The organism is Klebsiella sp. GFKo11 (assembly GCF_056490265.1).
On the sequence record NZ_CM151369.1, the window covers coordinates 45,590 to 69,819 of the forward strand.

20 protein-coding genes are annotated in these 24,230 nt (G+C 54.9%); 15 read left to right on the forward strand and 5 right to left on the reverse strand.

The genetic code is table 11. The features are described 5' to 3' along the window. Positions 1-17 precede the first annotated feature (17 nt). Positions 18-959 carry a LacI family DNA-binding transcriptional regulator gene (locus AC07P6_RS00215; protein ID WP_182240580.1) on the reverse strand — a complete coding sequence of 314 codons (942 nt, stop codon included), beginning with the start codon at positions 957-959 and terminating at the stop codon, positions 18-20. 294 nt (positions 960-1,253) lie between these two features. Here AC07P6_RS00215 and AC07P6_RS00220 point away from each other — a divergent pair, with 294 nt between their 5' ends. The 4 genes from AC07P6_RS00220 (at position 1,254) to AC07P6_RS00235 (ending at position 4,924) form a co-directional block, all read left to right on the forward strand. Continuing rightward, a complete protein-coding gene (locus AC07P6_RS00220; RefSeq protein ID WP_085045337.1) occupies positions 1,254-1,568 on the forward strand; it encodes a PTS sugar transporter subunit IIB in 315 nt (104 codons plus the stop codon). An 11-nt stretch (positions 1,569-1,579) separates the two neighbouring features. After that, positions 1,580-2,902 carry a PTS sugar transporter subunit IIC gene (locus tag AC07P6_RS00225; RefSeq protein WP_110275974.1) on the forward strand — a complete coding sequence of 441 codons (1,323 nt, stop codon included), beginning with the start codon at positions 1,580-1,582 and terminating at the stop codon, positions 2,900-2,902. A 102-nt stretch (positions 2,903-3,004) separates the two neighbouring features. Beyond that, positions 3,005-3,307 (forward strand): PTS lactose/cellobiose transporter subunit IIA, encoded by a 303-nt coding sequence (locus AC07P6_RS00230; protein ID WP_478315394.1) that lies wholly within the window; start codon positions 3,005-3,007, stop codon positions 3,305-3,307. A gap of 231 nt (positions 3,308-3,538) precedes the next feature. Next, a complete protein-coding gene (locus AC07P6_RS00235) occupies positions 3,539-4,924 on the forward strand; it encodes a carbohydrate porin (protein ID WP_478315395.1) in 1,386 nt (461 codons plus the stop codon). A gap of 284 nt (positions 4,925-5,208) precedes the next feature. On the opposite strand, the gene AC07P6_RS00240 is transcribed toward AC07P6_RS00235, so the two are convergent. Further along, positions 5,209-5,571, reverse strand: a complete 363-nt coding sequence (locus AC07P6_RS00240; RefSeq protein WP_181484356.1) for a YibL family ribosome-associated protein — start codon at positions 5,569-5,571, stop codon at positions 5,209-5,211. A gap of 275 nt (positions 5,572-5,846) precedes the next feature. Between AC07P6_RS00240 and AC07P6_RS00245 the strand changes: the two genes are divergently transcribed. Then, positions 5,847-6,071: a hypothetical protein gene (locus tag AC07P6_RS00245; RefSeq protein WP_478315396.1), complete on the forward strand. Its 225-nt coding sequence runs from the start codon at positions 5,847-5,849 to the stop codon at positions 6,069-6,071. Here AC07P6_RS00245 and mtlR read toward each other — a convergent pair. The 3 genes from mtlR to AC07P6_RS00260 all read right to left on the reverse strand — a co-directional run bounded on the left by mtlR (position 6,060) and on the right by AC07P6_RS00260 (position 9,855). Continuing rightward, positions 6,060-6,659 carry a mannitol operon repressor MtlR gene (gene mtlR, locus AC07P6_RS00250; RefSeq protein WP_181484358.1) on the reverse strand — a complete coding sequence of 200 codons (600 nt, stop codon included), beginning with the start codon at positions 6,657-6,659 and terminating at the stop codon, positions 6,060-6,062. The two genes, AC07P6_RS00245 and mtlR, sit on opposite strands and share 12 nt — an antisense overlap. Further along, entirely contained in the window at positions 6,656-7,804 is a 1,149-nt protein-coding gene (gene mtlD / locus AC07P6_RS00255) for a mannitol-1-phosphate 5-dehydrogenase (protein ID WP_182235378.1), read from the reverse strand. Before mtlD ends, mtlR begins: the two co-directional genes overlap by 4 nt. A 140-nt stretch (positions 7,805-7,944) precedes the next feature. Next, positions 7,945-9,855 (reverse strand): PTS mannitol transporter subunit IICBA, encoded by a 1,911-nt coding sequence (locus AC07P6_RS00260; protein ID WP_434661047.1) that lies wholly within the window; start codon positions 9,853-9,855, stop codon positions 7,945-7,947. A gap of 534 nt (positions 9,856-10,389) precedes the next feature. On the opposite strand from AC07P6_RS00260, the gene AC07P6_RS00265 reads away from it, so the two are divergent. The 10 genes from AC07P6_RS00265 to selB all read left to right on the forward strand — a co-directional run bounded on the left by AC07P6_RS00265 (position 10,390) and on the right by selB (position 24,223). Then, entirely contained in the window at positions 10,390-10,761 is a 372-nt protein-coding gene (locus AC07P6_RS00265) for a DUF3302 domain-containing protein (protein ID WP_182235376.1), read from the forward strand. A gap of 3 nt (positions 10,762-10,764) precedes the next feature. Continuing rightward, positions 10,765-11,901 carry an HlyD family secretion protein gene (locus tag AC07P6_RS00270; RefSeq protein WP_478315397.1) on the forward strand — a complete coding sequence of 379 codons (1,137 nt, stop codon included), beginning with the start codon at positions 10,765-10,767 and terminating at the stop codon, positions 11,899-11,901. A gap of 398 nt (positions 11,902-12,299) precedes the next feature. Beyond that, the gene (locus tag AC07P6_RS00275; protein ID WP_304254369.1) at positions 12,300-13,838 is read left to right on the forward strand and encodes a PTS transporter subunit EIIC; all 1,539 of its coding nucleotides are present in this window, start codon (positions 12,300-12,302) and stop codon (positions 13,836-13,838) included. Between the two features lie 13 nt (positions 13,839-13,851). Beyond that, the gene (locus AC07P6_RS00280; protein WP_478315398.1) at positions 13,852-15,579 is read left to right on the forward strand and encodes a sulfatase; all 1,728 of its coding nucleotides are present in this window, start codon (positions 13,852-13,854) and stop codon (positions 15,577-15,579) included. A gap of 9 nt (positions 15,580-15,588) precedes the next feature. Further along, a complete protein-coding gene (locus AC07P6_RS00285; RefSeq protein WP_478315399.1) occupies positions 15,589-16,461 on the forward strand; it encodes an aldose epimerase family protein in 873 nt (290 codons plus the stop codon). A gap of 36 nt (positions 16,462-16,497) precedes the next feature. Next, a complete protein-coding gene (locus tag AC07P6_RS00290) occupies positions 16,498-17,379 on the forward strand; it encodes a MurR/RpiR family transcriptional regulator (protein ID WP_110275961.1) in 882 nt (293 codons plus the stop codon). 261 nt (positions 17,380-17,640) lie between these two features. Then, a complete protein-coding gene (locus AC07P6_RS00295; RefSeq protein WP_478315400.1) occupies positions 17,641-19,728 on the forward strand; it encodes a TonB-dependent receptor domain-containing protein in 2,088 nt (695 codons plus the stop codon). 553 nt (positions 19,729-20,281) lie between these two features. Further along, positions 20,282-20,890, forward strand: a complete 609-nt coding sequence (locus tag AC07P6_RS00300; protein WP_304254356.1) for a glutathione S-transferase — start codon at positions 20,282-20,284, stop codon at positions 20,888-20,890. 106 nt (positions 20,891-20,996) lie between these two features. Beyond that, a complete protein-coding gene (gene selA / locus AC07P6_RS00305) occupies positions 20,997-22,385 on the forward strand; it encodes an L-seryl-tRNA(Sec) selenium transferase (protein WP_478315401.1) in 1,389 nt (462 codons plus the stop codon). Beyond that, positions 22,382-24,223 (forward strand): selenocysteine-specific translation elongation factor, encoded by a 1,842-nt coding sequence (gene selB, locus AC07P6_RS00310; RefSeq protein WP_478315402.1) that lies wholly within the window; start codon positions 22,382-22,384, stop codon positions 24,221-24,223. Before selA ends, selB begins: the two co-directional genes overlap by 4 nt. Positions 24,224-24,230: the final 7 nt, after the last annotated feature.

Genomic DNA, 24,230 nt, shown 5'->3' on the forward strand with positions numbered 1-24,230 from the left:
GCGGCGAAGCGTTGTAATTAGCGGTTTGGAATAATCAAATCCCCGCGCAGCGGGCTGCTGCCGAGCATTTGCGTTTTTTCGGTCAGCCAGCTGACGATTCGACTCGCCATTGCGTCCATTGAATATTCAATCGCCGGAATGGTCGGAATACCGGGTAGCTGTAACGAGCCCGCAAGGCTAAACACCATCACTTTTTCTGGCACCGCGCGATTGAATGCCTGGAGCTGCGGGACCACCAGCTGCGCCTGCTGCTCGTTTGCCACCAGCAATGCATTGAAATTCAGCGTGGTTGCGTTGTTTACCAACTCCTGCACCGCCACGGAAGGCGAATGGCTGTCGAGAAAGATCAGGTTGCGATTAAACGGCAGGAAACTCTTTTCCAGAGCGTGCTTGTAGCCAAGCAGCACCTGATCGGCAAAACCGCTGCCCTGCGGATGGATCAGCGCAATCTGTCGCCGCCCCTGACTTATCAAATAGTTACAGGCTGTTTCCGCCGCAAAGGCGTGGTCAAAATGAATGCTGTTCACACCTTCGCTTTCCAGGCAGTCAATCAGCACCACGTCAGGCCGGTCGATATTTAGTGGAAACCGTGCGCCAATAATCAATACATCATCGCAAAGGCCGCAGGTCAGCTCTTCCAGTGAATGCATCACCCTGCCGCGGGAATTTGCGAAACGCAGCAGTAGATGTTTCTGGTGCTGGCTGAGCTGTTTTTCCAGGGCATAGAGGTAGCTGGTGGTTTGATTAATATTGTCCTGAGCGCAAATCACGCCAATGCAGCCGGTGGTTTGACTAAGCAAAGATTGCGCAATCATATTTGGCCGATAGTTAAGTTCTTCCGCCGCTTGTAACACCGCCTGTCGGCTGGCTTCCTTCACCCCGCGCGAACCACTCAACACCCGAGAGACTGTGGCTTTCGATACCCCAGCTAAGCGTGATACATCATTGATTGTAGACATCATTTTCCCCTGACAGGGCCAGTCCGATCCCTGTAAATCCCTGGACCTGAATCGCTTCAATAATAACCAGCTGCAGTATATCCGTTTCCGTTTTTATTTGGAAACCGATTCTCCGTTTCATGGAAAAACGTAGCAAAAACCACAGGAATATGTGAGCCAAATCTAATTAATCAGCCCTATAGCTGACAGATCTTGACGGTTATCACAGTTCTGTTTTTTATAAATGGAAACCGGTTTCCGTCTGATATCAAATCATCCACGCAATAACTTTTTACATTTTGAGGATGGTCGTCGATGTACAAGATTATGCTGTGCTGCTCTGCCGGGATGTCCACCAGTATGCTGGTCAGAAAGATGGTCGATGTCGCAAAGGAACGTAACCTGCCGGTGCAGATTGATGCTTATGGTGTTTCCGAATTTGACATGCAGTTTCCACAGTACCAGGTGGTGCTTCTTGGCCCCCAGGTGAAATACATGCTGAAAACTTTATCTGAGAAAGCCGCTTCCCTGAATATTCCGGTCCAGCCAATCAATACCATGGACTACGGGATGCAGCGGGGAGATAACGTCCTGGATTATGCTCTGTCGCTGATAGAAGCGGCGCATTAAGAGGTGTGCAAATGAGTTCTCTGTATCAGTCCATGATTGCCGTGATCGAGCAATCAATTACACCGCTGGCAGGACGCCTTGGGCAGCAGAAATACGTTATCGCCATTCGCGATGGCTTCACTGCCGCATTGCCGTTTATGATCATCGGCTCTTTCATGCTGGTATTTATCTTCCCTCCTTTTTCGCCAGATACTACCAACGGTTTCGCCCGCGGCTGGCTGGATTTCTCCCAACAGTATCGCGAACAGCTGATGCTGCCGTTTAACCTTAGCATGGGCGTGATGACGTTCTTTATCTCTGTCGGTATTGGCGCCAGCCTGGGACGCCAGTTCCAGCTCGACCCGGTGATGTCCGGTCTGCTGGCGTTTATGGCCTTTTTACTGGTTGCCGCGCCGTATGCGGATGGCAAAATCTCCACCCAGTACCTCTCCGGCCAGGGCATTTTTACCGCCTTGATCACCGCGATTTATTCCACCCGCGTTTACGCCTGGCTGAAGCAGAACAACATTACCATTCGTCTGCCGAAAGAGGTGCCGACCGGCGTTGCGCGCTCGTTTGAAATCCTTATCCCGGTGCTGGTGGTGATAGCGACGCTGCATCCGCTGAACCTGTTTATTGAAGCGCAGACCGGGATGATCCTGCCGCAGGCGATTATGCATCTGCTGGAGCCGCTGGTTTCCGCCTCTGACTCACTGCCGGCGATTCTGCTTTCCGTCCTGATGTGCCAGATTTTCTGGTTTGCCGGGATCCACGGTTCGCTGATTGTCACCGGGATTATGAACCCGTTCTGGATGGCCAACCTGTCGGCAAACCAGGCGGCGCTGGCGGCTGGTGCAGCTCTGCCCCACGTCTATCTGCAAGGTTTCTGGGACCACTACCTGCTAATCGGCGGTGTCGGTTCCACGCTCCCGCTGGCGTTCCTGCTGCTGCGTAGCCGCGTGGCGCACCTGCGTACCATTGGCAAAATGGGCGTCGTACCCAGCTTCTTTAATATCAACGAGCCGATTCTGTTCGGTGCGCCGATTATTATGAACCCGATGATGTTTATCCCGTTTGTCTTCGTGCCGATGATCAACGCCGTGCTGGCTTACGGCGCGACGCGTCTCGGCTGGCTGAGCCAGGTCGTTTCCCTGACCCCATGGACAACGCCAGCTCCCATTGGCGCATCGTGGGCTGCCAACTGGACCTTAAGCCCGGTGGTCATGTGCGTGATTTGTATGGTGATGTCGGCGGTTATCTATCTGCCATTCCTGCGCGCTTACGAACGCTCCTTAATGAAAACTGAAGTCGAAAAAGCAAAAAACGCGGCACCGGTTGCTGAAACCGTTAGCTAATAATTAAACGAATATATTTTTAAGATGACAGCGTAAATAATGCAGAAAAAGGACTTTCACCACATTATTTAAATAATAAAGTTAATGATCTCAGGACATAACATGATTGAATTAGAAGATGCGGTAATGGAAATTATCGTCAACGCGGGACAGTCACGCTCATTATGTTTTGAAGCGCTTCATTGTGCCCGTAACGGTAATATAGATGAAGCGCGGTTGCTCCTTAATGAGGCCGATGGTTATGCCCGCAGGGCGCACCAGATGCAGACCCAGCTTATCGAGCAGGACGAGGGGGAAGGGCGTCAGCCGATGACGCTGATTATGGTGCACGCCCAGGACCATCTGATGAATTCTCTACTGGCTCGCGAATTTTCAGAAGAGATTATTCATCTGTATCAACGTTAAATATACCCGTCATACTTCAAGTTGCATGTGCGTTGGCTACGTTCGCTCACCCCAGTCACTTACTTAAGTAAGCTCCCGGGGATTCACTTACTTGCCTCCTTCCTGCAACCCGAATTATTTAGGGTATAGTAAATAAGTTAATAAGATCACTGACAATCAACTTGCTCTGGATATTAACAAGAGCGGGATGGCTATTATCTGAATATATGAATTATTAAAAGCGAGATAATTATGAAAACTGTAAAAATGCTGCCATTAGCTATGGCGGTCGTCGCCGCGCTGTGCCCAATTTCCGTATTAGCACAAGATTTTACTCAGGAACAAATTGACGCCATTGTGGCTAAAGCCGTCGATAAAGCGCTGGCCGACCGTCAGGCTAAGATGGACGCCGCCGCCGCGAAAAAGGTGGATCTGGAGACCAACCCGCAAACCGCCGCACAGACACCGGATATGGCGGTTCCGTTCGGGCTGAAGTTTAGCGGCTACGCCCGCTACGGCGCGCAATTCCAGACCGGCGATCAGAAATTTGTTGGCGTGGATGGCTCCTATAACGGCGCGTCGGCAATCGGTCGTCTGGGTAACGAAGGCAACGGCGGCGAATTCCAGATAACTAAAGCCTTTAAGAGCAGCAAAGGCGCTATCTGGGATATCAACGTGATGTTCGACCACTGGAGCGATGAAGTTAACCTGAAAAAAGCCTACGTCGGCGTCACCAACGTGCTGGAGTCCAACCCTAACGCCTATATCTGGGCGGGTCGCGATTTCCATCAACGTCCGCAACAGGGGATCAACGACTACTTCTGGATGAACCACGACGGTCAGGGCGCCGGGGTGAAAAACTTCGATATCGGTGGCGTACAGTTTGACGTGGCGGCGGTCTCGCAGGTGGAGTCCTGTAGCCCGGAAGTGATGGCCGATGAGGCTAACCCATCGCGTATCACCTGTACTGGTGGCTCCGGCACTGGCGATGATGGTCACTATGCGCTGACCACCAAAACTCACAATATCAAAGCGGGCCCGATCGACGTTGAGGTCTACGCCAACTACGGCTTTGATTCAAAAGCGGTGGATAACGACGAGCAGCTCGATGCCTGGCAGGGCGGCCTGCTGTTAAGCCACACCAACAGCGATGACAGCGGCGTGAATAAGGTTATCCTGCGCTACTCCGATAACTCGGATAACAGCGTTTACAATAAAACGGACGGGTTGACCGCTATCTATGCCAGCTTCGAAGGCAACTATAAGTTTACCCAGCAGGCGCAGATCGAATATCTGCTGGCCTTCCACGACTATGACAACAGCAAGGATGACACCGACAACCGTAAAAACTACGGCGCGATTGTCCGTCCAATGTACTTCTGGAACGATGTGCATTCGACCTGGCTGGAAGCAGGCTATCAGCGCGTTGATTACGATCAGGGCGGAGACAACCATGGCTGGAAGCTGACGCTGTCGCAGAACATTGCGATCGGTATGGGGCCAGAGTTCCGCCCAATGCTGCGTTTCTACGTGACCGGCGGTCAGGTGGATAATAAGCGCACTGCGAAGGTCAACGGCACCAAAGACGATCAGCTGGATTCGCTGAACGTTGGCGGCATGTTTGAAGCGTGGTTCTAAGCGAGTGAAGCAGTCCCGGGTCATGGCATGAATGCCTGACCCGGCGACTTATTCCCGGAGGCGATGCTACGCATCTGTCCGGGCTACCAAACCGCTGACGGCTGTGAACTTGTAGCCCGGTCAGCGCAGCGCCACCGGGAAGCATGGCGCAGAGGATTTCAATACGAAGGCCGATCCCGGAGGCGGCGCTGACGCATCTGTCCGGGCTACCAAACCAGCAGACTGCTCGATCCCGTAGCCCGATCAAACAGCAGTGCTACGGGGGGATTTTCGCAGCGAAAAGATCAGAACGCGGTTTTTGAGAAGCCGGTCATCTCTTTGAGGCCCATTTCGCGACCCAGAGCGGTCATCGGATGGACAAGAACCAGCCCGCGCACGCTTTTTTTGAGTTTGCCAATATCGGCCTGCTCTTTTTTGGTGATGGCGCGACGGTGCGGCAGGCTCATCAGTTTCTGCGCTTCTTTGCTCAGTTTTTGACCCTGAACTTCGCGCAGGCGAACAAGCTCCGCCTCAATGGTGGTTTTTTCTTTTTCCAGCTCGGCGTACTTGTCTGCGGCTTCAACCAGCGACAGGTCGGCCTGCTGGTGACGGATGGCGTCGAGACGGTCGCTCAGACGCTTAATTTCACTTTTTTCGACTTCTTTCATGGTGGTTTAATCTATTAAGAAATGGGCGTTATCAGACTATAGTATGTGCTGTCGCTTCCGTTGTGGGTAGCTATTTATCAAAACGTCACGACTTTCCCCGCAATAACAATCGGCGTGAGTAATTATAATAATTTGAATATTATACGGATTTCCCACCAGAGTGGGTGAATGTTCATTTCTGTGAAGCCTGTCAGCCATTAAGCACGTTTTCCTCATCTAAATCCCTTCTTTTGGCTAATTCTTAACAAGATGATCCCCGAGCAGAGGAGAGCGTGATGGCGAAAATCGGCGACGGTGTACCGCGTATTATTGATATGGCCGTAGATTTTATGGCTTCAAGCCAGGCTTTTATGGAATATCTAAAAAAGTCCCCGCGTTTGCAGCATATACCGCAAGACATTCCGGCGGACAAAGAGGAGCTGTTTCTGCGTCGTCTGGAGTATTATCGGCAGCTTTATCAGCCGACGTGTGACCAGCAAGAGACCGAATCAGAGCGTTGATTTTTGAAAGGCTTTTTTTAAGCTGATTTTAGAAATCAGCTCGGTCAGAGACAGCATCATTGTTGAACGTACAACCTGCTGGTAGCGCAGTTTCTGCATTGCCAGCAGCTCCGCATCGCTATCGTCGAATAGCGGCATCGGCGGCAGCGCAGCGACGCAGTGCAGCTCGCCAAACGGCCCGAGAATCTCATCGTCGGTAAAGCTGTACTCATTACCATCGTGGTTCAACTCTTCGCGCAGGGCCATTAGCAGCTCGGCGTCTTCGTATTCGGCGCGACTGATCACCCCGAGGCCATAAATCAGCTTCAGGCGTACAGAAAGGTCACCCAGCGGCCCCTCGCCGTCTAGCAAGGGCTCCACTGCGTATTTCACCGCATAGTCGTCTTTACGGAACACCTGAAGCACCAGGATATTGACCGCTTCCGTCAGCAGTTCAACGGTAGCGATCAGGAAGCTTCTTACGGTTTTGCCAGCATTCAGACGCTCAAGCACACGGTTTTCAAATGCCTGTGTTTCTTCCATTATTGCCTGCATATCTGACAGGAGTAGTAATGGGCGCGGTTCGGACCGCGCCAGATCTTGCCTCATTTGGTGGCGTTATAGTCGTTAACAGCTTCCGCCACCACATCGCTTGCCGCGTCCAGACCTGAAATCTGCGCCAGCGCGGCCTGAGGGCCTTTTTCTGCAATCAGCGTCGCCAGCTCTTGCGCCTGCGGATCTTCTTCGCTGCGGAAGTGCATCGCCGCAGCGATCCCTTTCACCAGGTTCAGATGCGGCAGGCCGTATTCCAGCGTACCAAGTAGCGGCTTAATTAAACGATCGCCCGCACTCAGTTTGCGCAGCGGCTGACGGCCAACGCGCTCAACGTCATCTTTCAAATACGGGTTCTCGAAACGACCAATAATCTTCTGGATATAGGCTGCGTGTTTCTGTGCATCAAAGGCATAACGCTTGATCAGCACCGCGCCGCTCTCTTCCATGGCCCCTTTAACTACCGCGCGGATTTTCTCATCGAGAATCGCATCGCGAATCGTCTGGTGACCCGCCAGTTTTCCGAGGTAGGCGGTTATAGCATGTCCGGTGTTTAAGGTGAATAGCTTACGCTCGACAAATGCCATCAGGTTATCGGTTAATTCCATTCCTGGGATATTCGGCAGCTCGCCTTTAAACTGGGTCTTGTCGACAATCCACTCGCTAAAGGTTTCCACGGTCACTTCCAGCGGGTCGTGAGTGGCGGAAGCGGATGGCGGAACGATGCGGTCAACGGCGGAATCTACGAAGCCGACGTTGGCTTCAACCCAGGCTTTATCTTCTTCAGCCAGAGCGTTAAAAACGTGGCCTTTGAGCTGAGTCGTGCCGCGGACCATGTTTTCGCAGGCGATAATATTCAGCGGGGCTGTAATGCCCTGCGCTTTGCGTTTAGCCAGACCTTTAGCAATGGCCGGAGCAATGCGTTCCAGCACAACCGGACCGACGGCAGTAGTGACCAGGTCAACGCTGGCAATCAGCTCAACGACTTCATCACCGATGCTGCTGACGGCATCGACGCCGGAAACGGTATCAACCTGCTCATTTTCGCCGACCACGTGAACCTGATAGCTATGACGGGCATTCAGGGCATCAAGCACAACCTGATTTACATCCGCAAACGTCAGCTTTATCCCCGCGTCTGCCAGCAGTTTGCCGATAAAGCCACGTCCGATATTACCTGCGCCAAAATGTAATGCTTTCATAGTATTAACCTTCAATTAATGTTTTTACCTGAGAGGGCTGGGGTGAGGCTTTTCCCTCACCCTAACCCTCTCCCCATGCATGAGGAGAGAGTGGGCGTTTCCCGGAGGCGGCGCTTGACGCGCCTTGTCCGGGCTACAGGTTACGCTTTCAGCAGCGTCAGAACTTCTTCAACGCTGGTGGTTTTGGTCAGACGCTCAATCACTGACTCATCGTCCAGCGCGTTGGTCAGGCTGGTAATCACCTGAATGTGCTCGTTATTGCGAGCAGCGATACCGATGACCAGACGAGCGACCTCATCCTCTTCTTCACCAAAGCGCACGCCTTCCGGATACTGACAGAACACGATGCCGGTTTTCAGTACGCGATCTTTAGCTTCGATGGTGCCGTGCGGTACCGCGATGGACTCACCCAGGTAGGTCGAAGTCAGTTTTTCGCGGTCCAGCATCGCCTGGACATATTCCGGCTCAACGTAGCCGCCTTTCACCAATTGCTCACCGGCAAACACAATCGCTTCTTCCTTGGTGGCCGCTTTACGACCGAGGAAGATATTCTCTGCACCGAGTTTGAACAGGTTAGTATCAGCCGCATCAAAGCTGTCTTTTAGACTGTCCCGGACTTTCTCTTCGTTATCAGTATGGCGCTGCGCCGCAACCAGACGTTCGGTCAGGCTGGAGTACAGACCGCTGTCGAGGAAGTTGGTCAGAGAAATATGCTGCGCCTGCGGTACCTGACGCATCGCACGCTCGGTCAGGTCGCGGTGGGTGATGACCAGGTCAACATCCGGCGGCAGGTTGTTAATCGCACAGTTAGTGACGGAGATGTTGCTCAGACCGGCATCCTGTACTTTCTTACGCAGCACGCCTGCACCCATAGCACTGGAACCCATACCGGCGTCGCAAGCCACGATGATTTTACGCACGTGGCTCAGGTCGTTAGCGACATCGCCGGCGGCCAGCGGAGTGGCTGCGCCTTTGGACTGCGCTTTCATATCCTGCATGCGACGGGTCGCTGCATCGATATCGTCTTCTTCTTTAACCTTGCTGGTTTTCAGCAGAACGGCTGAAACTACGAAGGAAACGGCCATCGCAGCCACAATCGCGGCGATGTTAGCGAAGTAGGCACCTTTTGGCGTCATCGCCAGCACGGCCAGGATAGAACCCGGAGAGGCCGGAGAAACCAGACCGCCGTTAAGGATAGTTAGGGTGAATACGCCGGTCATACCGCCGAGGATAACGGCCAGAATCAGGCGCGGGTTCATCAGCACGTACGGGAAGTAGATTTCGTGAATACCGCCGAGGAAGTGGATGATTGCCGCACCGCCCGCAGACTGTTTAGCGCTACCGCGACCAAAGAACATGTATGCCAGCAGAACGCCCATACCCGGACCCGGGTTAGCTTCAATCAGGAAGAAGATCGATTTGCCAAGGTCATGCGACTGCTGAATACCCAGCGGCGAGAAGATACCGTGGTTGATGGCGTTGTTGAGGAACAGGATTTTCGCTGGTTCAACAAAGATGGACGCCAGCGGCAGCATGTCGTGGACAACCATGAAGTTAACGCCCGCCGCCAGAATTTTGGACAGGACTTCAACTGCAGGACCAATGCCGAGGAACGCCAGGATGGCGAGGATCATCCCGATGATGCCGGCAGAGAAGTTGTTCACCAGCATTTCGAAGCCGGATTTGATTTTGCCATCAACCCAGACGTCAAAACGTTTAATCGCCCAGCCGCCTAGCGGACCGGCAATCATTGCACCGAGGAACATCGGCATATCTGCACCGACGATCACGCCCATGGTGGTAATTGCGCCGACCACGCCGCCGCGCTCGCCGCCAATCAGCTTACCGCCGGTATAACCGATCAGCAGCGGCAGCAGATAGGTGATCATCGGACCAACCAGCTTCGCCAGCGTTTCGTTCGGTAACCATCCTGTCGGAATGAATAATGCGGTGATAATACCCCACGCGATAAACGCGCCGATATTTGGCATCACCATGTTGCTGAGGAAACGACCAAAGCTTTGCACTTTGATCTTGATATCGGATGACATAAAACACCCCTTCTTCTGTTTTTGCTATCGGCAGGCTGAAAGCCCGAGGCTCGTTGTTAATGTGGCGGCAGAGGTAGCCGGACCCTGTTTGATAGTGCGAAATCTGGCACTGAATCGTTAAGCTGTCCAGTCGCTGGACTTTTGTGTGATACAGATCACATGAATATAGGTGACTGGTAGGTGTATGTAGTGATCGTTGTCACAAAATGTATGTGTAAAAAAACAACAACTGGGCATTTTCGAGGCAATTAAGGGGTTTTGTGTGATGTGCATCGCATATTATCTTTGAGTGTTTGTTATTTATTTGTGATGTTAATCACAAAATATTTTGATCTGGATTTCTCCTGGTGTGATCTCCGGCAGGTTATGCCGCATTCAGCGCGAGAGCGTGTAACTGAGTAACTCGATCCGCTAAAGAACATTTTAGTCGCCAATGGCGAAAATGAAATCGGTGAATTATGCTCAATCTGTCGGCCGTTTTTTATCTGCCACAAAACAAATCCTATTAATAATTAGCGTAAATCCGAGGAAAGTATGTTTCTCAATTATTTTGCGCTCGGCGTTCTGATCTTCGTTTTTCTGGTGATTTTTTATGGAATCATCATTCTCCATGACATCCCTTATTTGATTGCGAAGAAACGCAACCACCCGCACTCGGATGCGATTCACGTTGCGGGCTGGGTGAGTCTGTTTACTTTGCACGTCATTTGGCCGTTCTTATGGATCTGGGCCACGCTTTATCAACCGGAACGCGGTTGGGGGATGCAGCACCGGCGGGATGGCGTGCCGCCTGAAGCGACAGAAGAAGAGGGTGAAATTAGCGAACTTCGCCAGCGCGTCAGCGCACTCGAACAGCGAATAACCGGTCTTCAACCGTCAGCCCAACCCCCTTCGGTGGAGAAATAACTCATGGATCTGCTGATTATTTTAACCTACGTGGCGATTGCCTGGTCGATATTTAAAATATTCAAGATCCCGGTAAATAAATGGACGGTTCCCACTGCGGCGCTGGGCGGGGTATTTATTGTTAGCGCGCTTATTTTATTAATGAACTACAACCATCCTTACACCTTTACCGCGCAAAAAGCGGTTATTTCTATTCCGATTACCCCGCAGGTGACCGGGGTGGTTAGCAGCGTCACGGATAAAGCAAATCAACGGGTTAAAAAGGGTGAAGTGCTATTTACCATCGACCCGGTACGCTATCAGGCGCGGGTCGACAGGCTCCAGGCCGACCTCGTCACCGCACTTCACGGCATCAACACGCTGAAAGCCCAGCTTTCTGAGGCCCAGGCAAACACCACGCGCGTCTCGGCGGAGCGCGATCGGCTCTATAAAGACTATCAGCGTTATCTGAAGGGCAGCCAGGCGCGGGTAAACCCGTTTTCGGAAAGTGATATCGATAACGCCCGGCAAAACTACCTGGCCCAGGATGCGATGGTGAAAGGATCGGTCGCGGAGCAGGCGCAAATCCAGAGTCAGCTCGACAGCATGGTTAACGGCGAGCAGTCGCAGGTGGTGAGCCTGCGCGCGCAGCTGGCGGAGGCGAAATATAACCTCGACCAGACCACCGTGCGTGCGCCTAGCGACGGCTATATCACCCAGGTTTTGATTCGCCCTGGAACCTATGCGGCCTCGCTGCCGCTGCGCCCGGTGATGGTGTTTATCCCACAGCAAAAACGGCTGATTGTGGCGCAGTTCCGGCAAAATTCGTTGCTCAGACTTGAGGCGGGCGACGATGCTGAAGCGGTGTTCAACGCGCTGCCGGGACAGGTCTTCCACGGCAAGCTGGTCAGTATTTTGCCGGTGGTGCCGGGGGGAACGTATCAGGCACAGGGCACGCTGCAAGCGTTGACGGTCACGCCGGGTACCGACGGCGTGCTGGCAACCATCGAACTCGATCCCAATGCCGCCGTGGACGCGCTACCTGACGGCATTTACGCCCAGGTGGCGGTTTATTCCGACCACTTCACCCACGTTTCGGTGATGCGCAAAGTGCTACTGCGGATGACCAGCTGGATGCGCTATCTCTATCTGGACCATTAAACCGAGATTGATGACAAACCTGTTTTAGATATTGTATTCGCATTTCTGCCGGATGGCGGCTAGCGCCTTATCCGGCCTACAAGTCGCGGGCTTAATGACATTTGCGTATCCCGTAGGCCCGGTAAGGCGCTAGCCGCCACCGGGCAATTCCAGACGAGCAATCTGCTAAAACCCCTTCCCGTTTTGACATCGCGTGCCTGGTCATCCCTGTATCGTATGGATGACCAGGCTTCGCGTTGCTTATGATTCCCTTCCGTCGCAGACGAAAATTTTTGGTGATGCCTGTCACTATTTCAGCGTCCTGCGTTGACAAATTGCGCAAATGATCGGAACAATAGTTTCATTAAATCACTATAAACATGAAACTAAAACTTCATTTGCCAATATCAGGGATTCGTATGAGCAGATTATTTGCTGGAGCACAGAATCTGGGTAAGTCGTTTATGCTGCCGATAGCCATTCTCCCCGCCGCGGGGTTGTTACTGGGCTTTGGCGGCGTGTTCACAAACCCGGTGACCCTATCAACCTACCCGTTTCTTAATGGCGAGGTTGTACAGGCGATTTTTACCGTTATGCGCCTATGCGGCAGCGTGGTGTTCGACAACCTGGCGCTGCTTTTTTCCGTCGGCATTGCCGTTGGGCTAGCGCGTAGCGACAAAGGCACTGCCGGGCTGGCGGCGGTACTCAGTTTTCTGGTGATGAACAAGGCCATCAGCGCGTTGTTGCTGCTGAACGGCACGCTGGCCAGCGAGAACCTGGCCGCCGCCGGGCAGGCAAGCGTACTGGGGATTACCACGCTGCAAACCGGCGTGCTGGGCGGGGTGATGTGCGGCCTGCTGACCTCCTGGGTACATAGTCGCTACGGTAAAACGCAGCTGCCTGACATGCTGGCGTTTTTTAGCGGTTCGCGCTTTGTGCCGATCATGACTTCTTTCTTCGCCATCTTTCTTGGCGTCGCGCTGTTCTGGGTGTGGCCACATGTGCAAGCCGGGATTTCGCATCTGGGGATCCTCGTTGAGAAGACCGGGTATGTCGGTACATTGATTTACGGCATGATCCTCAAGTGCCTCATCCCCCTCGGTTTGCACCATATTTTCTATATGCCGTTCTGGTTAACCAGCGTCGGCGGTGAAGCGATGGTCAACGGGCACATGGTTGAGGGAACGCAGAAAATCTTCTTTGCCCAGTTGGCCGACCCTTCCGTTACCCAGTACTACATCGGCGTGTCACGCTTTATGGCGGGACGCTTTGCCGACTTTATGTTTGGCCTGCCGGGCGCGGCGCTGGCTATCTATCACTGTGCGAAGCCGGAAAACAAAAAGAAAGTCGCCAGCCTGATGCTCTCTGCTGCCCTGACCGCATTCGTCACCGGGATCACCGAGCCGCTGGAGTTCGCCTTTATGTTCTGCGCGCCGCTGCTCTACGCGGTGCATATCGTCCTGACCGGCTTTGCGTTTATGTTCTCCCATATGCTGGAAATTACCGTTGGTCAGACGTTCTCCGGCGGACTGGTGGATTTCCTGCTCTTCGGCGTGCTGCAAGGCAATGCCAAAACTAACTGGATCTACATCTTCCCGCTGGGCGCGGTGATGTTCTGCACCTACTACTTCTCGTTCCGCTTCCTCATTCAATGGCGTCAGTTGAAAACGCCGGGCCGTGAAGATGAAAGCGAAGAGACGTCGACGGTCAGTGTTGAAAGCGACAATCGCGCCGCCGGTATCGTTGAGGCGCTGGGTGGTCGGGGCAACATCGTTGATGTGGACTGCTGCGCGACCCGCTTGCGGATCACCGTCAACGATGCGGAAAAGGTCAAGCTGGATGATTTCAAACAGTTCGGCAGTAAAGGCGCATTTATTCGCGGCCAGGGCGTACAGGTGGTTTATGGCCCACATGTGACGCTGATTAAAAACGAAGTCGAAGAATTTATCGGTTCATAAAGAGAGCAGTCTTATGAAAGCAGTTATGTTGATGTTTGACACCCTGACCCGCAATCACCTTGCGCCCTACGGCGGGGATGCGATAACGCCGAACTTCACGCGCCTGGCGCAGGAATCCGCGCAGTTTGACAACTTCTACGTCGGCAGCATGCCCTGTATGCCTGCGCGTCGCGAGCTGCATACCGGGCGCTACAACTTTCTGCACCGTAGCTGGGGGCCGCTGGAGCCGTTCGACTTCTCTGCGATGCAGGCCCTGCGCCAGCACGGTGTCCACACGCACATGGTGACCGACCATAAACACTACTGGCGCGACGGCGGCGCCACCTACCATACCCGCTACTCGACGTTCGAATTTATTCGCGGTCAGGAGGGAGACTGCTGGAAAGGCCAGGTGGAGAAGCCGCTGATCCAGTGGCAGGGCAATGAAGATGAAGAGACCCGCCGCCGCCGCGCAGGGCGCATGACCCAGGACTTAATCAACCGCACGGCGATGCCGACGCAAGAGGAGCACTTTACCCATCGCACCATCAGCGCCGGGATGGAGTTCCTTGAAACCAACCGGGACCAGGAAAACTGGTTCCTGCAAATTGAGTGTTTCGACCCGCATGAACCGTTCTTCGTCCCGGAAAAATACCTCGCGCAGTATGGCTGCAAACCGGGTGACTTTGACGGCTGGGTGCCTTACTACTGCGGCGCGCCGGGCGGTGAAGACGACGACAAGGTGCGCAAGTTCTACCAGGCGCTGATCACCATGTGCGACGACTATCTCGGTCAGGTGATGGATAAGCTCAAGGCGCTGGACCTGTGGGACGATACGCTGTTTATCGTCTGCACCGATCACGGCTTCCTGCTGGGCGAACATCAGTGGTGGGGCAAAAATATCATGCCGGTGTATAACGAAATCGCCAATACGCCGTTCTTTATTCGCGACCCGCGCTGCCAGGCTGAAGGCGTGCGGCGCCAGGCGCTGGCCCAGACCATTGATATCCCGGCGACGCTGCTGGAGTACTTTGACGTCCCGCGCCCGGCAACCATGACCGGGCAGCCGCTGCGCCCGGCGGTTGAGCGCGATGAAGCCATTCGCGACTACGCGTTGTTCGGCTATTTTGGCGGGCATATCAATATCACCGACGGCGATTACGTCTATATGCGCTGCCCGCGCGAGCAGGATAAAGCGCATTTGTACGAATACACGCTGATGCCAACGCGCATCGACAGCCCGTTTAAAATCGACGAGCTGAAAGATATTCGTATTCACCCCGGCTTTGATTTCACCCAGGGCGTGCAGGTGATGCAGATCCCTGCCACCTTCGGCTATCTCAACCCGTGGCGCTTTGGCGACAAGCTGTTCGATGTCAAAAACGATCCGCGGCAATTGCACCCCGTCACCGATAGCGCGCTATCTCAGCATTATGCCAGCGCGATAATCCCAGTGATGCGCCAGCATGATGCGCCGCCGGATCTGTATACGCGTTTCGACCTGGGATCTCTGTCGCCCGAACGCGACCAGCAGTTCGTTGTGTGCCAGCAGGAATCAACGGCGGGTTATACCTGCGGGCATCCGGGCGTCGCGGAAGCGCTGGCGTTCCTCATGCGCAACAGCGATTCACAGACGCTGGACCTTGCTGAGGATAAAGTGATTGATGAGGCTGATATCTTCACGCTGATTGACCGCCTGTTTACCGGCGACAAGCATCGGGCGATGGTCTATCAGACGCGGCTGCTGCTGCGCACGGCTTAGGAGAATCACATGGAGTGGCGTCTGGAAAATGCGCGTTTCCGTATGGTGGTGCAGGCTGTTGGCGCGGAGCTAAGCGAGCTGTGGGATAACCATCGCCAGCGCAGCTGGATATGGCAACCGCAGGCGGGAGTATGGAACAACTCGGCGACGCAGCTGTTTCCTGTTGTGGGGCAGCTCATCCACAATGGCTTATGGCAGGGCGAGCGTTTTTTTCCACTTACCGCGCACGGATTTCTGCGCCACCAGACGTTCACCTGCGTGTCGCAGGACGCCACTCATCTGATCCTTGAGGCCTCCGACACCGCTGAAACGCGCGAGGTCTGGCCGTTTGCGTGGCGCATACGCCTGACGTGGCGGCTAAATGACGATGGCATCAGCGTAGACTGGGCGGTGATTAACGAGGACAGCCAGCCCTGGGGCTACTCGCTGGGCTGGCATCCCGGCTTCGCGCTGCCGATTGCCCGCGAGCCGGGCTGGCAGGTGCGTTTCGATCGCGTCTGTGCGGGTCCCTTTGCGACGGTGCGGCGCACGCTGGCGATCCCCGACGACGCGCCGGACGTCTCGGCGTTTATCTTGTCGCCGGATAGCTTTGCCGGAGGCGCGGTCTATTTTGCGCTGGGAGAGGGTAATCGCTGGGCGGTCTGCTCCCCGGATGGCTGGGAACAAATCGCCTTTTCCGGCAGCCAGAAATGGCTGGCGCTATGGGGCGTTCCTGGTGCGGATCTGCTGTGCGTGGAGCCGCTCAACGGCACCACCGACGATCCCCATTTTGATGGGCAAATAATCCATAAGCGCGGCATTGAGTGGCTGGCGGCGGGGGAAACGCACCACCATCAGCTCTCACTAAGCTTCCCGGCAGACAGCGAACGGCAAGCGGGCTAAACTACCTGACTTAACGCGCGGTCAGGAGAGCCCACAGTGAGTGTGAATAAAAAAAACGTACGCGTCTACCTCGCCAATATTCTCAGTAACCTCGGGGAAACGGACGGCAAAATAGCGGGTTATATCCTGCAACAGCCGGCGCAGGTGGTGCAGCTACCGGTGAAAAAGCTGGCGCTGGAAATTGGCGTAAGCGAAGCCACCATCATCCGTTTTTGCAAGAAAATTGGTTACGCCGGGCTATTGAACCTGAAAGCGGATCTGAAGCGCGAGCTGCTGGACGATAGCGATTTATCGCTGCCTTCGTCGCCGGATATTTTCCTTGATGATTCGCGCAACGACGTGGCGCAAAAAATCGCGCTCACCATTGAAACCTCAACCCGGGAAACCATCGGCCTGCTGGAGATGAAAATCGTCAAACCGGTGGTCGAGCGCTTTTTAAGCGCGCGACGGGTGATGTTTGTCGGTTTTGGCGCATCGGGGCTGGCGGCGCTGGAAGCGCGGGATAAGATGAACCGCTTAGGGATTGATTCCGAAGCCTTTACCGATCGCTTCACCATGACCTTAAAGCTGGCAAACCTGAAGGCCGATGATCTGGTGGTGGCCTTTTCGCACTCCGGGGAAACGCCGGAGGTGGTTAACGCCTTCCGTCTTGCGCAAAAGAAGGGAGCCTGGACGCTGGCAATTACTCATAGCCCTCATTCTCCGCTCACTGAGCTGGCGAACACCTTCTGGCTGACCAGCGGCGAAGCGGGGCCGATGCAGGGTGATTCCATCTCAACGCGTATTGCTCAGCTGTTTATCATTGAATTCCTGTGCACCGAAATTACCCGCCACAACTTACGCGATAGCGGCGTTACCGGTTTGTCGATTAAAGAACTATTGATAAAAGAGCGTATTAAGCGCGAATCTTCAGAGTAAGCATATTGTTTAAAACCCGCAGGCAAAAATAATCCGGCGGGTAATCCTATGATTCTCCTTGTTTGTTATTTACTGACAGCGTATTAATCTTCTTGCTTAAATATTCCTTGCGTGAATAATTAATTAAAAAATATATTAATTAATTATTTGTTCATGGCGAATATATTGGCTTAATCAGTAAAGTTTTGTAAGTAAGATTAACTTATTGCAATTAATAATGAAAATGATTCTCACTTTTATTCACATTGTGAGGGATCGAGTATGTCCACATATGGACGTGAGAAATTATTAATTGGCGCAACCGTGCTGTTATGCGCGCCGGTATTTGCCGAAACGGATAATAAAATTGAGGATGCTGAGACGATTAAAGTTGTGGCATCGGTTAAAAGCACACCAAAAGAAACCAGCGTTTACGCGAATAAAATCGCCGCCCGTCAGCCGGAGCTAATCAAAGATATTCTGCGTGATATTCCTGGCGTTGACGTTGGGGGCACCAACGGATTCAATCAGCAAATCTATATGCGCGGCGTGAGTGATAAAGGCATTAACGTCACCATTGATGGTGCGCGCCAGATGGGCGACCTTTTTCACCATGGCGGTAATTTATTAATTGACCCGGCGTTATTAAAGCAGGTTGACGTTTCAGTGGGTGCGAACTCTGTGGTCAATGGTTCTGGAGCACTGGGCGGCGCGGTGAAATTCACCACTGTTGATGCATCTGATTTATTGCGGCCGGGCGAAAGCTTTGGCGCTCGGGTAAAAACCGGCTATGACACCAATAACGACGAATGGTCTAATTCGCTGACGCTATTTGGGCGGGTAGCGGATCGCGTTGACCTGCTGGGCTATATTAGCCGCAGCGATTACGACTACGGTGAGAGCGGCAACGGCACGCGTATCGGCGCAGATGGCAAAGATAAGAGCTATTTATTCAAGGCTGGCGTTGATCTTTTTGAAGGGCAGAAAATAAAGGCCTCGGCTGAGCGCGTAAAATCGGATGGCGAATATCCGTTCCGCGCAGAATTCTCTTATCGCCCGACGACCACCGCGAATTTCCAGGACTACACGGCACAAAACTTCATCCGCGAAACCCAAACCCTCGCTTATGAAGCGGTTGATGGTAGCGGCTGGATCGATCTGAAAGTCGCTGGCTATCACACCAAAAATGAACTCGATCGCAGCCAGCCGCATAAAAATATGGCCGCAGCGATTCGTTCCGGCGAAGCGAGCGCCAGCGTTAAAAAGCGTTGGAATAGTCTGGATAGCGGTTGGGTGAACAATGTGGAAACCTGGGGCGTTAACGTTGATAACCGCTCAGAATTCCAGACCGGCGCTTTTGGCCACACGCTACGCGTAGGCTACGAATGGTTCCAGACCAAAAACCACCGTGATGATTACCAGTATTCCAGCGGCCGAAAAACTGCCTCCTGGGACGGCGAAAAGGGGACCAGCAACTCCGGGTATCTGGAAAATGCCGTGCAGTTTGGCGGGCTGACGCTCACGCCGGGGATCCGCTACGATCATTACCAGGCCGATATGCTGGGCGATCAGGATCAGACGTTCACTGAGTTCTCCAAAGCCTTTGGCGCCGAGTATCGTTTTGAATCCGGTTTTGGCTTATTTGCTAACTATACGGAGCTGTTTCGTGCGCCGGATACCACGGAGTCAATCCGCGTGAATTCCAGCGAGTTTAACCAGAAAAACCAGCTCGATCCGGAAACGGGTGATAACAAAGAGGTCGGGATTTTCTTCGACCATCGCGGCCTCATTGCGCAAGACGACTCACTCAGTATTGTCGGCAAATATTTCCGCACGCATTACGACAATCTTATCGTCCAGACGGCGGTTCCCGGCGTTTCTGAACTCACGGAGCGTTTCAATGCCGGTAATGCGGTTGTCGATGGTTATGAAGCGTCGGTAAATTATGCGGTAAACGATATTATTACCCGTTTCAGCTATTCCCATATCAGCACCGATTATAAGTCACCATTGATGGTCAAAGGCGTCGCGAAATATGGCGATATTCTGGGGCGTGATACCGGTGATAAATATACCGTTGGTTTGACGTATCTGCTGCCGAAATATGATGTTGCTATGCACTGGAATTCGCTGTTCTACACACGTTATAAAGATGCGGAAACGAAAAAGCCCGGCTATGGCGTGAACGATCTGGCGGTTGAATGGGCGCCGACTTCCGGTACGCTGGATGGCCTGACCTTAAGCCTGGGGTTATACAATATCTTTGATAAAAACTATGTATCCCACACCTCGCGCAACAGCTATGGCGTACTGGGCGCGGACTACGAACCGGGGCGGAGCTTCCGCGCCAGCGTGGCTTATCAGTTCTAACCGTAAACAAGTCGGGGCTACAGGTTTCCAGCCGTCTGTGGACCCGTAGCCCGGACAAGGCGCGTCAAGCGCCGCCTCCGGGAAATGCGCCGGGGCTGATGCATTGGCGCCGCTTGGTCCCGGTGGCGCTGCGCTGACCGGGCTACAAGTTCACAACCGTCTGAGGGCCGGTAGCCCGGACAAGGCGCGTCAAGCGCCGCCTCCGGGAAATGCGCCGGGGCTGATGCATCGGCGCGGCTTGGTCCCGGTGGCGCTGCGCTGACCGGGCTACCTAGTTCACAACCGTCTGAGGGCCGGTAGCCCGGACAGGCGCGTCGAGCGCCGCCTCCGGGAAATGTCCCGAGGCTGATGCATTGGCGCTGTTTCGTCCCGGTGGCGCTGCGCTGACCGGGCTACCTAGTTCACAACCGTCTGCGGACCCGTAGCCCGGACAAGGCGCGTCAAGCGCCGCCTCCGGGAAATGCGCCGGGGCTCGCGGAATTTCCTTTTGCTTCGCGGTTTTTTACCGCAGCCTGCACCATACTTACCTTTTTGTTGGCGAAAGGAGCAGGCAATGAAACTGATCGGCAGCTATACAAGTCCCTTTGTGCGCAAAATTTCCGTCATTCTGCTGGAAAAAGATATTCCCTTCGAGTTCGTCAACGAATTCCCTTACAACGACGTCAATGGCGTAGCACAGTATAACCCGTTGGGGAAAGTGCCCGCGCTGGTCACCGACGATGGTGAATGCTGGTACGATTCGCAGATTATCGCGCAATACCTGGAGCAGCTCGGCGTCGCGCCGAATATGCTGCCAGCGGAGCCACAAGCCGCGTTGAAAATGCGTCAACTTGAGGCGCTGGCTGATGGCGTTATGGAAGCCGCACTGGCTCTGGTGCGAGAGAAAACGCGCCCGGCAGCGCAGCAGTCTGAAAGCGAACTGCTACGCCAACGGGAAAAGGTCGCGCGCGGTCTGGATGCGCTGGAAGGCTATGCGAGTGACGGGACTTTACGCTCGGATGAAGTCAACCTGGCGACCATTTCGGCGGCCTGCGCTATCGCTTACCTTAACTTTCGCCGCGTCGCGCCGGGCTGGTGCGCCACCCGCCCTAAGCTGGTCAGGCTGGTGGATTCGCTCTTTCAGCGCGCCAGCTTTGCGCGCACCGAACCGCCGAGGAGTTGACCCAGGCAGGTAACAGTTTCTGCCCGGAGGCGTTACAATCACCGCTTATTTGTTGACTCCCTCTCCCGTCGGGAGGGGGGAAAATAACTTACCGCCAGGCCCATTCATGACTACCGAGATTCGTGCGCTTTACACCCGGCTTCCGGCCATCGATCGCCTACTTCGCGAACCCGCATTTTCCACGCTGCTGACGCAATATGGTCACTCCCAGACGGTGACGCTGCTGCGCCAGATGCTGGAAGAAGCAAGAGAGCACATCCGCCAGAGCCAGGCGCTACCCGGCTGGAGCGATGACTGGTTGCAGGAAACCACGCGGCGATTAACGCAGACGCAGCAGAGCGCGCTGCGCCCGGTTTTCAATCTGACGGGTACCGTATTGCACACCAATCTGGGCCGCGCCATTCAAGCGGAGGCGGCGGTTGAGGCGGTTGCTCAGGCGATGCGTGCGCCGGTCACGCTGGAATACGATCTCGACGATGCCGGACGCGGTCACCGCGACCGGGCGCTGGCTGAGCTGCTTTGCCGGATAACCGGCGCGGAAGATGCCTGTATCGTCAACAACAACGCGGCTGCGGTGTTGCTGATGCTGGCGGCGACCGCTAGCGGCTGCGAGGTGGTGGTATCGCGCGGCGAGCTGGTGGAAATCGGCGGTGCGTTCCGCATTCCCGACGTGATGCGCCAGGCGGGCTGTATCCTGCATGAAGTGGGGACCACCAACCGCACCCATGCCAAAGATTATCGTCAGGCGGTCAATGAAAATACCGGCCTGTTAATGAAGGTGCACACCAGCAACTACAGCATCGAGGGCTTCACGAAAGCCGTCGATGAAACCGAGCTGGCCGAGATAGGCCGCGAGCTGAAAATCCCGGTGGTGGTTGACCTTGGCAGCGGATCGCTGGTCGATTTAAGTCACTACGGCCTGCCGAAAGAGCCGATGCCACAAGAGCTGATCGCCGCAGGCGTCAGCCTGGTGAGCTTCTCCGGCGATAAACTGCTGGGTGGCCCGCAGGCAGGGATTATTGTCGGCAAAAAGGCGCTGATTGCGCAATTGCAAAGCCATCCGCTGAAACGTGCTCTGCGGGCGGATAAAATGACCCTCGCGGCGCTGGAAGCCACGCTGCGCCTCTATCTACACCCGGAAAAACTGGCCGCCGAGCTGCCGACGTTGCGCCTGCTGACCCGCCCGGCGGATGAGATTCGCCAGCAGGGCGAGCGCGTACTGTCCGTACTGGCGGCGCATTATGCTGATTTTGACCTACGGGTTGAGCCGTGCCTGTCGCAAATTGGTAGCGGGTCGCTGCCGGTGGACCGTTTACCCAGCGCGGCGCTAACCTTTACCCCGCGCGATGGTCGCGGCAGCCAACTGGAGGCTCTGGCGGCCCGCTGGCGTCTGTTGCCCGTGCCGGTGATCGGTAGGGTTTATGACGGTCGCCTGTGGCTGGACCTGCGCTGTCTTGAGGAAGAAACCCGGTTTATGGAGATGTTATTGAGATGATTATTGCCACCGCCGGACACGTTGACCACGGCAAAACCACGCTGCTACAGGCGATTACCGGAATCAACGCCGACCGCCTGCCGGAAGAGAAAGCGCGCGGGATGACTATCGATCTGGGCTACGCCTATTGGCCGCAACCTGACGGACGGGTGCTGGGATTTATCGACGTTCCCGGCCACGAAAAGTTTTTGTCCAACATGCTGGCCGGCGTTGGCGGCATCGATCACGCGCTGCTGGTGGTGGCCTGCGACGATGGCGTGATGGCACAGACGCGCGAGCATCTGGCAATCCTCCAGCTTACGGGAAAGCCGACGCTAACCGTTGCGCTAACCAAAGCGGATCGCGTTGAGGCGGCGCGGGTAGAGGAAGTACGGGCGGAAATCGATGCAGTGCTGGCGGAATTTGGCTTTACCGATGCTACTTTGTTTGCCACAGCGGCCACGGAAAACCGGGGCATTGCCGAGCTGCGCGAGCATTTACTTCAGCTCAGTGCGCGGGCGCATCCGCAGCATCAGCGTTTTCGTCTGGCTCTCGACCGCGCGTTTACCGTCAAAGGTGCGGGGCTAGTGGTCACCGGGACAGCGCTTTCCGGCGAGGTTAACATCGGCGATACGCTGTGGTTGACCGGTGTAGATAAACCGATGCGCGTGCGCGGCCTGCACGCGCAGAATCAGCCGGTCGAACAAGCGTGGGCCGGTCAACGCATCGCTCTGAATATCGCTGGCGATGCGCAAAAAGAGGCGCTGAATCGCGGCGACTGGCTGCTCTCTGTGCAGCCGCCGGAAGCCTCTGAACGAGTGATTGTCGAACTTCAGTGCCACACGCCGCTGAGCCAGTGGCAGCCGCTGCATATCCATCATGCCGCCAGCCATATTACCGGGCGCGTGTCGCTGCTGGAGGGCGATTTGGCGGAGCTGGTGCTGGATACGCCGCTGCGTCTGGCGGATAACGACCGTCTGGTGCTGCGCGATATTTCCGCTCGCCTGACGCTAGCCGGTGCGCGAGTGGTGGCGCTGAATCCACCGCGCCGGGGCAAGCGTAAGCCGGAATATTTACAGTGGCTGCATGCGCTAGCAGCCGCGCAGGACGATGACGTTCAGGCGCTGGATATTCATCTGCAGCGCGATGCGGTTCGCCTTGATGATTTCGCCTGGGCGCGTCAGCTCAGCGACGAGGGCCTGAATGCGCTGATTAGCCGTCCTGACTATCTCCAGGCGGGGAACAGTCTGCTTAGCGCTCCGCTGGCGGCACGCTGGCAGCGGAAGCTGCTCGACGCCCTGGCGCGTTATCACGATCAGCATCGCGATGAGCCGGGTCCGGGCCGCGAACGTCTGCGGCGTATTGCGCTGCCGATGGAAGATGAAGCGCTGGTGCTGCTGCTGATTGAGCAGATGCGCGAAAGCGGTATTGTTCACAGCCATCACGGCTGGCTGCATCTGCCGGAGCATAAAGCGGGCTTTACCGACGAGCAGCAGGCCATCTGGCAGCGGGTCGCCGGGCTGTTTGCCGATGAGCCATGGTGGGTGCGCGATCTGGCGCGGGAAGCCAACGTCGAGGAGTCACTGATGCGCGCAGTATTACGCCAGGCAGCGCAGCAGGGGATGATTACTGCGATCGTTAAAGATCGCTACTACCGCAACGATCGGATTGTCGAATTCGCCAAAATGATCCGCGAACTGGATCTGGCAAAGGGTTCCACCTGTGCGGCAGATTTCCGCGATACGCTGAACGTCGGGCGCAAGCTGGCAATTCAGATCCTGGAATATTTCGACCGCATCGGCTTTACCCGCCGTCGCGGCAACGATCATATTCTGCGCGATAAGGCTTTGTTTCTTTAAGCATCTT

Coding starts and splice junctions, on each gene's coding strand:
- selB (WP_478315402.1), top strand. CDS start 22,382: ATGATTATTGCCACCGCCGGACACGTTGACCACGGCAAAACCACGCTG.
- AC07P6_RS00215 (WP_182240580.1), bottom strand. CDS start 959: ATGTCTACAATCAATGATGTATCACGCTTAGCTGGGGTATCGAAAGCC.
- selA (WP_478315401.1), top strand. CDS start 20,997: ATGACTACCGAGATTCGTGCGCTTTACACCCGGCTTCCGGCCATCGAT.
- AC07P6_RS00270 (WP_478315397.1), top strand. CDS start 10,765: ATGGATCTGCTGATTATTTTAACCTACGTGGCGATTGCCTGGTCGATA.
- AC07P6_RS00300 (WP_304254356.1), top strand. CDS start 20,282: ATGAAACTGATCGGCAGCTATACAAGTCCCTTTGTGCGCAAAATTTCC.
- AC07P6_RS00225 (WP_110275974.1), top strand. CDS start 1,580: ATGAGTTCTCTGTATCAGTCCATGATTGCCGTGATCGAGCAATCAATT.
- AC07P6_RS00280 (WP_478315398.1), top strand. CDS start 13,852: ATGAAAGCAGTTATGTTGATGTTTGACACCCTGACCCGCAATCACCTT.
- mtlD (WP_182235378.1), bottom strand. CDS start 7,804: ATGAAAGCATTACATTTTGGCGCAGGTAATATCGGACGTGGCTTTATC.
- mtlR (WP_181484358.1), bottom strand. CDS start 6,659: ATGAGGCAAGATCTGGCGCGGTCCGAACCGCGCCCATTACTACTCCTG.
- AC07P6_RS00235 (WP_478315395.1), top strand. CDS start 3,539: ATGAAAACTGTAAAAATGCTGCCATTAGCTATGGCGGTCGTCGCCGCG.
- AC07P6_RS00265 (WP_182235376.1), top strand. CDS start 10,390: ATGTTTCTCAATTATTTTGCGCTCGGCGTTCTGATCTTCGTTTTTCTG.
- AC07P6_RS00295 (WP_478315400.1), top strand. CDS start 17,641: ATGTCCACATATGGACGTGAGAAATTATTAATTGGCGCAACCGTGCTG.
- AC07P6_RS00285 (WP_478315399.1), top strand. CDS start 15,589: ATGGAGTGGCGTCTGGAAAATGCGCGTTTCCGTATGGTGGTGCAGGCT.
- AC07P6_RS00240 (WP_181484356.1), bottom strand. CDS start 5,571: ATGAAAGAAGTCGAAAAAAGTGAAATTAAGCGTCTGAGCGACCGTCTC.
- AC07P6_RS00245 (WP_478315396.1), top strand. CDS start 5,847: ATGGCGAAAATCGGCGACGGTGTACCGCGTATTATTGATATGGCCGTA.
- AC07P6_RS00230 (WP_478315394.1), top strand. CDS start 3,005: ATGATTGAATTAGAAGATGCGGTAATGGAAATTATCGTCAACGCGGGA.
- AC07P6_RS00275 (WP_304254369.1), top strand. CDS start 12,300: ATGAGCAGATTATTTGCTGGAGCACAGAATCTGGGTAAGTCGTTTATG.
- AC07P6_RS00220 (WP_085045337.1), top strand. CDS start 1,254: ATGTACAAGATTATGCTGTGCTGCTCTGCCGGGATGTCCACCAGTATG.
- AC07P6_RS00260 (WP_434661047.1), bottom strand. CDS start 9,855: ATGTCATCCGATATCAAGATCAAAGTGCAAAGCTTTGGTCGTTTCCTC.